Below are 8,205 nucleotides of genomic sequence, written 5' to 3' on the forward strand. Positions count from 1 at the left end.
GCCGCCGGCCAGCCCTGCGGCGGCGGTCACCCCGCCGGCCACCCGGGCGGGGGAGCCGGACGCCCCCGAGGCGCCGCCCGCCCGGCTCTGGGACCGGATGCGGGAGGACCCGCAGTACGCACCGGAGCACCTCGCCCTGGAGGCGGTGCGCCGGCTGGGGCCGGAGGCCGCCGAGTGGGCGGCTCGGGCCCGTGCCGAGCGCCCCGACGTCTCCGCCGACGACCTCGCCGACCAGGCGGTCGGCAAGTTCGTGAACCTGGCCCGACTCTCCGGGGCGGTCTCCGGCGCGGCCGGGCTCCCCGGCGCGGTGATCGACGTCGGCGTGCTGGCCTGGACCCAGGCCCGGATGGTGCTGCACATCGCCGCCGCGTACGGGGTGGACCCGGTGCACCCGGACCGGGCCACCGACCTGCTGGTGCTGCAGAAGGTGCACAAGGCTGCCGAGAGCGCCCGGCTGGCCCTGGGTGTGGCGGCGGGGCGGGAACGCGCCGGGGCGCTGTTCGGCCACGGCGCGCAGAACCCGCTCGGCAAGGTGATGCTCCGCCTCGGTGTGCGGCTGGCCCAGATGGCCGGGGTCCGCGCGGCCAAGCGGATGTTCGCCAAGGTCGTGCCGGGCGCCGCCATCATCCTCGGCACCTGGGCCAACTCGTCGGCCACCAAGGACCTCGCCGAGCGCGCCCGCGCGCTCTACCGGGCCGGTCGGGGCGGCGTGCCGCAGCCTCGCCGTTCCTGACCCGCACGGCAGCACGGCGTGCCCCGGTCTCCGGGGCACCGCCGTTTCGCGTGCCCGGTGGGCAACAGCGGTCCACGCCGCCCGCGGTCGGCGGCCGACCGTTCCAGCTCAGGCTCTGCCGACCGTCCCGGTGACCCGCTCGGAGTGCTTGTCAGAGTCGCCAGCCGGCGGTGGAGAAGCTGACGTCGGCGAGCCGGTTCTGCCCGGCCACGTTGGGGTGGAACCAGTCGAGCCCGTTCACCTCGTCCAGGGTGAAGCGCACCCGGTGCACCGCCCCGCCGTCGTGCCGGCAGCGCGTCCCGTACGCCCGGCAGGCCGCCTTCAACTGGGCGTTGTAGTCGTCGATGCGGTCGCGGAACCTGGCCCGGCGGGCCCGGTCGGCCGGGGCGGTGGAGGTCGGGTTGGCCAGCAGCGAGGGGCAGATGCCGGCCCGCCAGATCCGGGTGGCCCGCGAGTCGGTGTGCCCGACCTCCCAGAGCCGGTACAGGTCGGGGATGCTCACCACCAGCACGCGGGCCTTCGGTCGCCCCTTGCGCAGCACCCGCAGGCCACGGTCGACCTGGGTGCGGAACGTCGCCACCGGCGTCATCGTGTCGATGTCGTCGCGGCAGGCGTCGTTGGCCCCGATCAGCACGGTCACGTAGTCGGCCTTGTCGCGTACGGCCGCCTGCGCCTGCTCGGCGAGCGCCTCGGCGCGCGCCCCGGGCACGGCGTGGTTGTGGGCCCGGCCGCGGATGCCCGGGTTGGCCTCGAGCAGCCGGCGGTAGTGGCTCTCCACCCGGATGCCGTCCCCTGTGGACCAGGAGTTGCGCTGGCAGGAGGTGAGCACGAGGCAGGAGCCGAAGCCGGTGGTGATCGAGTCGCCGAGCGCGGCCATGGTGGTGGGCAGGCCGGACTGGCCGGACTCCCGCGTCGGCCGGGGCGAGGCGCTGCCGCCCTCCTCGCACGCGAGGGCGACCAGCGCCAGCAGGCAGGCGACGGCGGCGACCCAGCGTCGAGGCATTGTCTTCCCCCGGTCCGGCGGCGCAGAGCGACAGCGCGGTAACTCTACGGGGGCGACCGGCCGGGTCGGGCCGCTCGTGTCGACTTTCAGGCAGAGTAAATATTTAGAAACATGGATTTGATAGGACGGGTCAGCGCGACGCTCGCCACGGTGGCCGCTGCCCGTGCAGCCACCAGTGCAGCGCCCGGGTGATCCGGGGCAGCACCAGGTACGTCATCAGCGGCGTCAGGCAGAGCGTCATGAGCAGCGTCCGCGCGGCCAGCGGCACCCCGCCGATGAACCGGGCGGTGAGCAGGGTGGCGGTCAGGCTCAGCGGGAAGAACGCCAGCCAGATCGTCACCGCCTGCTTCCAACGCGGCGGGGACACCGGCACGGCCGGCTCGCCGACGGCCGGCGCCAGGGTCTCGACCACGTGGTCGACCGGCGGGTCGAACCAGCCCTCGATCCCGGTGCGTCGCTCGACCCGGGTGTGCTCGACGATGCCCTGCGCGGAGGTGAGCCACCAGTTCCGCTGCGGGGACTCCTCCCAGCGGCGCAGCGTCTCGTGGTCGGCGAAGCGGTAGAGCATGTGCCACTCCGGCGAGCCGGGGCCGCTCTGCACCCAGCCCACGCCGAGGAAACCCGGGAAGCTCTCGGCCAGCGCGCTGCCGGCCCGCATCCAGGCGACCATCTCGTGGGCGCGCGCGGGGTCGACGCGCCGGGCGATGGCGACGGTAACCGGCATCGCGTGGGTCGTGGTCATGCCCTCATCCTTCCCGCCCGCGCCGGTGTCGGCCCGGTCGTGGCGCACCGGTGTAACGCAACCCACCGCCGGCCGCATCCGCGGCATACCCGCTCCGTGGCCGGCATCACCGCCCCTCCTTTGCGACCCTTCCGGACCCTGAGCCCGTCGGCCCCGCCCGGTTTGCGGCGTGTCGCGGTGACGTCGGGGCCGGATGGCGCAACCCGCCGCAAACCGGGCCCGGGATCCGGGTTCGCGGCGGGGCGGCGAGTGGGACGGCGGCGATCGGTGCGGCGGCTGGGGCGGGCGGTTAGGGCCCGTCCTGCGGGGGTAGGCCGGAGGAATGACGAGATCGCAGCCCCGGCGTGCCCGTGGCACGGTCGGCCACGCGTACAGCGCGTTGAATCTCCGGCTCGCGCTGGCCCTGTTCGGCCTGGTCACCATGACCGTCTTCGCGGTGCTGGCGTTCTGGGCCGACGTGGTCTGGCTGGGCGTGGTGTGCGCGGTCTTCGCCGTGGTCGCCGTGGCCGACCTGGTCATCATCCAGCGCCGCCGCGCCGCGCGCCGCCGTGAGGAGCCGGGCGCGCGGCACTCACTCTTCGAGTGACAGGAGTACGAGATGCCCATCGCCACCACCAATCCCGCCACCGGCCAGCTGCTCAAGTCGTACGAGCCGATGTCGGCCGAGCAGATCGACGCCGCGATCGACCGGGCCGACGTGGCGTTCCGGGACCTGCACGGCACCACGCTCGCCCAGCGGGCGCAGTGGATGAACGCCGCCGCCGACCTGCTCGACGCGGAACGGGACGCCACCGCCCGGCTGATGACCACCGAGATGGGCAAGACGTACGTCGCGGCCCAGGCGGAGGTGACCAAGTGCGCCACCGCCTGCCGGTTCTACGCCGCCAACGCCGAGCGGATGCTCGCCGACGAGCCGGCCGACGCCGGCGCGGTCAAGGCCAGGCGGGCCTTCGTGCGGTACCAGCCGATCGGGCCGGTGCTCGCGGTGATGCCGTGGAACTTCCCGCTCTGGCAGGTGATGCGGTTCGCCGCGCCAGCGCTGATGGCCGGCAACACCGGCCTGCTCAAGCACGCCTCCAACGTGCCGCAGACCGCCCTCTACCTGGAGGAGCTGTTCCGCCGGGCCGGCTTCCCCGAGGGCGCGTTCACCACCCTGCTGGTCGGCTCGGAGGCCGTGGACCGGATCCTCAGCGACCCGCGGGTCCGCGCCGCCACGCTGACCGGCAGCGAGGGGGCGGGCCGCTCGATCGGCCAGATCGCCGGCCGGGAGCTGAAGAAGACGGTGCTGGAACTCGGCGGCAGCGACCCGTTCGTGGTGATGCCGTCGGCCGACCTGGACCGCGCCGCCGAGGTCGCCACCACCGCCCGTTGCCAGAACAACGGCCAGTCCTGCATCGCCGCCAAGCGGTTCATCGTGCACACCGACGTCTTCGACGCCTTCGCCGAGAAGTTCGCGGCCAACATGTCCGCGCTGCGGGTGGGCGACCCGATGGACGCGAACACCGACGTGGGGCCGCTGGCCAGCGAGGGCGGCCGGGACGAGATCCACGCCCAGGTGCAGGACGCGGTCGATCACCGCGCCACCGTTCTCTGCGGCGGCGAGAAGCCCGCCGGCGCCGGCTGGTTCTACCCGCCGACCGTGGTCACCGACCTGAACCCGCAGATGCGGATGTGGTCGGAGGAGGTCTTCGGGCCGGTCGCCGGCCTGTTCCGGGTGTCGTCGTACGAGGAGGCGATCGAGGTCGCCAACGGCACCGCCTTCGGCCTCGGCTCGAACGCCTGGACCACCGACCCGCAGGAGCAGGAGCGCTTCGCCGCCGACCTGGACGCCGGCAGCGTGTTCATCAACGGGATGACCACCTCGTACCCGGAGCTGCCGTTCGGCGGCGTGAAGAACTCCGGCTACGGCCGCGAGCTGTCCGCGGTCGGCATGCGGGAGTTCTGCAACACCAAGACCGTGTGGGTGGGCGAGGGCGCGGCATCGGCCGGCGCCGGCGCGCACGCCGAGTAGCCCCGCTTTTGGCCGGACACCGTCATGGGTAGGGAGGAGCCCATGACGCAGTTCGGCTTCCACGCCTCCCACGAGCAGATCCACCCGAGCCGGCTGCTGCAGGCGGTGATCCACGCCGAGCGGGCCGGTTTCGACGCCGCCATGTCCTCGGACCACTTCTCGCCGTGGAGCGCCCGGCAGGGCCAGTCCGGCTTCGCGTGGTCCCCGCCCTCCAGGCCACCGGCCTGCCGTTCGGTGTGGTCAACGCGCCCGGCCAGCGCTACCACCCCGCGATCATCGCGCAGGCGATCGGCACCCTCGGCGCGATGTACCCGGGCCGGTTCTGGGCCGCGCTGGGCACCGGCGAGGCGAGCAACGAGCACATCACCGGCGACGGCTGGCCGCGCAAGGACGTGCGCGCCGCCCGGCTGCGCGAGTGCGTCGACGTCATCCGGGCGCTGCTCGCCGGCGAGGAGGTCAGCCACGACGGCCTGATCCGGGTCGACCGGGCCCGGCTCTGGACCCGCCCGGAACAGCCGCCGGCGCTGATCGGCGCGGCGGTCAGCGTCGCCACCGCCCGCTGGTGCGCCGAGTGGGCGGACGGCCTGATCACCGTCAACGCCCCTACGGCACACCTGCGGCAGATGATCGACGCCTACCGGGACGCCGGCGGTCGCGGCCCGCTGCACCTTCAGGTGCACGTCAGCTGGGCGCCCGAGCAGGCCGAGGCCGAGGCGATCGCGTACGACCAGTGGCGCGGCAACGTCTTCGCCCCGCCAATCTGCTGGGACCTGGACACCGCCGAGCACTTCGACGCGGTCTCCGAGCAGGTGCCGATGGAGAAGGTCGCCGAGGTCGTCAACATCTCCGCCGACACCGGTCGGCACGTCGGCTGGCTGGAGGAGTACGTCGAGCTCGGCTTCGACCAGATCGCCCTGCACCACGTCGGGCAGGAGCAGCGCGCCTTCATCGAGACGTTCGGCGCGGAGGTGCTGCCGAAGCTGCGGACCACGGCCTGATCTCGTCCCGGCGGCGCGCCCCCTAGGCTCGTACCCATGGAGGCTCTGTTCGACGTCGTGGTCATCCTCGCGATCGCGACGTTCGGCGCGGCGCTCGCCCGGCGGCTGGGCGTGCTCGCGCCCATCCTGCTGGTGATCCTCGGTCTCGCCCTGTCCTTCCTGCCCGGCTTCCCGCAGGTGCGGCTCGACCCGGACCTGGTCCTGGTCGGCATCCTGCCGCCGCTGCTCTACGTCGCGGCCCTGGAGACGTCGGTGCCGGCGTTCCGGCTCAACCTGCGGCCGATCCTGCTGCTCGCGGTGGGGCTGGTGCTGTTCACCGCGTTCGTGGTGGGCACCGTCGTGCACCTGCTCCTGCCGGATCTGCCGTACGCGATCTGCCTGGCGCTCGGCGCGGTGGTGGCGCCGCCCGACGCGATCGCCGCCACCGCGGTGGCGCGGCGGGTCGGGCTGCCCCGCCGGATCGTCACCATCCTGGAGGGCGAGAGCCTGGTCAACGACGCGACGGCGCTGGTGCTGCTCCGCGTCTCGATCATCGCCGCGACGGCCGGCGGTGGCCGGGTGGAGTTCGGGGAGGTGGCCTGGGAGGTGCTGCGCTCCGCCGGCGGCGCGTCCTGGTCGGCCTGCTCGGCGTGGTGGTCTTCGGCTACCTGCACCATCGGACCTCCGACGCGCTGCTGGACAACGCCCTGTCGCTGATCGTGCCGTTCGCGGTGGTCCTCGCCGCCGAGGAGATCCACGCCTCCGGCGTGGTCGCCGTCGTGGTGACCGGGCTCGGCATCGGCCACAAGATGCCGCGGCTGATGTCGGCGGCCTCCCGGCTCCAGATCGGCGCGTTCTGGCGGCTGGCCCGGTTCCTGCTGGAGGGGCTGGTCTTCCTGCTGGTCGGCCTCCAGTTGCGCGACGTGGTGCGCGACCTCGACGAGCCGCTCGGCTGGCTGGCCGGCGTCACCGGGGCGGTGCTGCTCGCCGTCTTCCTGTCCCGGTTCGTCTGGCTCTTCCCCGCCACCTATCTGGCCCGGCTGGTGCCCCGGGTGCGGCGTCGGGATCCGGTCCCGCCGCCGCAGGTACCGATCGTCCTGGGCTGGGCCGGGATGCGCGGGGTGGTGACCCTGGCCGCCGCGCTGGCCCTGCCGCTGACCCTGGCCGGCGGCCGGTCGTACCAGCGGGAGCTGTTCATCTGGCTGGCCTTCGCGGTGATCGTGGTGACCCTGGTGGGGCAGGGCGCCACCCTGCCGATGGTGGCCCGCCGGCTCAAGCTGCCGCCGGACGACCCGGTGCAGGACGCGCTCTCCGCCGCCGCGGTGCAGCAGCAGGCCAGCAAGGCCGCCCGGGACCGGCTGTACGAGCTGGCGCCCGGCGCGCCGTCGTCGGTGGTGGAGCGGTTGCGGGAGGTGCTGGAGGCACGGACCAACCTGGCCTGGGAACAGCTCGGCGGCGGCGGCCGGGAGACGCCCTCCCAGGCGTACGGCCGGCTCCGGCAGGAGATGATCGACGCCGAGCGGGAGGTGTACCGGGCCGCGCGCGACTCCGGGCGGATCCCCGAGGAGGTGCTGGTGCGGGCCTATCGTGACCTGGACCTGGAGGAGTCGTTGCTGACCCGGGAGGTTGACCAGTGAGCTGCCAGCACCTGACCGAGGCGGGGAACCCCGAGCTGCAGGCCGAGGACGTCTGCCCGGACTGCGTCGCCATCGGCAACGACTACTGGGTGCACCTGCGCGCCTGCCTGACCTGCGGGCACGTCGGCTGCTGCGACTCCTCGCCGTACCAGCACGCGACGAAGCACTTCGAGTCCAGCGAGCATCCGGTGATGCGCTCGATCCAGCCGGGAGAGACCTGGCGCTGGTGCTTCGTCGACGAGGAGATCGGCTGACCGGTCCGGTTCCCGGATCAGTGGCGGCCGGCGGCTCTCCGTCGAGCGGCAGCCCGGGGCGCCGGTGCGGGCACGTCCTTCGTCGCCTGCCCTGCACCGCCGGCGAGAGCCCGCCGGGTCAGGGTCGGGACGAGTAGCCCGACGAGCGCGAAGAGCAGGGCCAGCGCGCCCCACCCGGCGACCCCGCCGTCGAGGACCGCCCAGGTCAGCAGCGCCGGTCCGACGGCCCGGGCGAGGCCGGCGAGCAACCCGTCGACCCCCTGGTACGCCCCGATCGACTCCGGCGCGGCCAGGCCGTAGGCGAGCCCCGCGCCGGCGGTGCCGTGCCACAGGTCGCCGACGGTGTAGACGGCGGTGGCGAGCAGCCAGCAGGCCGGTCGCGGCCCGGCCGGGGTGCCCGGTGGTGGCCGCGTACAGCAGCATCGCCACCGCCAGCACCAGGCCGGCCCGGCGCATCGCAGCGGCGGCCGGGACGGCGGTGTCCGAGCCCCGGGCGAGCCGCACCGCCAGCAGCACCGTGAGCGACGTGTTGACCAGCAGCACCGCCGACACCACGGCCGGCGGGGCCCCGGTCCGGCTCACCGTCCACAGCGGCACGACCAGGGTGAGCACCGTGGCGTGCAGGGCCAGCACTGCCGACGCCCCGCTGACGGCCAGGAACGGCAGGTCCCGCAGCGCCCCGCGCCCGACCGGACGTCGTCGGCCGCGCCGGGGTCGCCGGGGGCGGGTAGCCGGGCAGTCGCATCAGCAGCGCCGCCGACACCAGATAGGTGGCCGCGTTGCCGACCACCAGCACCTGGTACGCCAGGTGGGTGTCGGCCGCCAGGGCGAACCCGGCCAGCCCGGCG

8 protein-coding genes and 2 pseudogenes are annotated in these 8,205 nt (G+C 74.0%); 7 read left to right on the forward strand and 3 right to left on the reverse strand.

All coding sequences use genetic code 11. The features are described from left to right. Positions 1-733: EcsC family protein (locus JNW89_RS20170; protein WP_238450074.1), on the forward strand; the 733-nt coding region annotated here is incomplete at its 5' end. A gap of 151 nt (positions 734-884) precedes the next feature. On the opposite strand, the gene JNW89_RS20175 is transcribed toward JNW89_RS20170, so the two are convergent. Both JNW89_RS20175 and JNW89_RS20180 read right to left on the reverse strand, forming a co-directional pair. Further along, on the reverse strand, positions 885-1,736 hold the full coding sequence (locus JNW89_RS20175) for a GDSL-type esterase/lipase family protein (protein WP_238450075.1): 852 nt from the start codon (positions 1,734-1,736) through the stop codon (positions 885-887). 130 nt (positions 1,737-1,866) lie between these two features. Further along, positions 1,867-2,478, reverse strand: a complete 612-nt coding sequence (locus JNW89_RS20180; protein WP_238450076.1) for an antibiotic biosynthesis monooxygenase — start codon at positions 2,476-2,478, stop codon at positions 1,867-1,869. A 322-nt stretch (positions 2,479-2,800) separates the two neighbouring features. On the opposite strand from JNW89_RS20180, the gene JNW89_RS20185 reads away from it, so the two are divergent. From JNW89_RS20185 to JNW89_RS20205, 5 genes and pseudogenes are all read left to right on the forward strand, one after another. Continuing rightward, positions 2,801-3,064, forward strand: a complete 264-nt coding sequence (locus JNW89_RS20185) for a DUF6343 family protein (RefSeq protein WP_238450077.1) — start codon at positions 2,801-2,803, stop codon at positions 3,062-3,064. A gap of 12 nt (positions 3,065-3,076) precedes the next feature. Continuing rightward, the gene (locus tag JNW89_RS20190) at positions 3,077-4,489 is read left to right on the forward strand and encodes an NADP-dependent succinic semialdehyde dehydrogenase (RefSeq protein ID WP_238450078.1); all 1,413 of its coding nucleotides are present in this window, start codon (positions 3,077-3,079) and stop codon (positions 4,487-4,489) included. A 42-nt stretch (positions 4,490-4,531) separates the two neighbouring features. Then, a pseudogene (locus JNW89_RS20195) lies at positions 4,532-5,487 on the forward strand (TIGR03885 family FMN-dependent LLM class oxidoreductase). A gap of 36 nt (positions 5,488-5,523) precedes the next feature. Then, positions 5,524-7,103: pseudogene (locus JNW89_RS20200) on the forward strand (Na+/H+ antiporter). Then, positions 7,100-7,357 carry a UBP-type zinc finger domain-containing protein gene (locus JNW89_RS20205; RefSeq protein ID WP_238450079.1) on the forward strand — a complete coding sequence of 86 codons (258 nt, stop codon included), beginning with the start codon at positions 7,100-7,102 and terminating at the stop codon, positions 7,355-7,357. Before JNW89_RS20200 ends, JNW89_RS20205 begins: the two are co-directional and overlap by 4 nt. 17 nt (positions 7,358-7,374) lie before the next feature. Here the strand turns inward: JNW89_RS20205 and JNW89_RS20210 are convergent, their stop codons facing one another. Continuing rightward, a complete protein-coding gene (locus JNW89_RS20210; RefSeq protein ID WP_238450080.1) occupies positions 7,375-7,605 on the reverse strand; it encodes a hypothetical protein in 231 nt (76 codons plus the stop codon). A 155-nt stretch (positions 7,606-7,760) separates the two neighbouring features. Here JNW89_RS20210 and JNW89_RS20215 point away from each other — a divergent pair. Further along, a partial coding sequence (locus tag JNW89_RS20215; protein WP_238450081.1) for a hypothetical protein occupies positions 7,761-8,205 on the forward strand: 445 nt, incomplete at its 3' end.

The sequence above is a fragment of the Micromonospora sp. 4G55 genome, assembly GCF_016803375.1.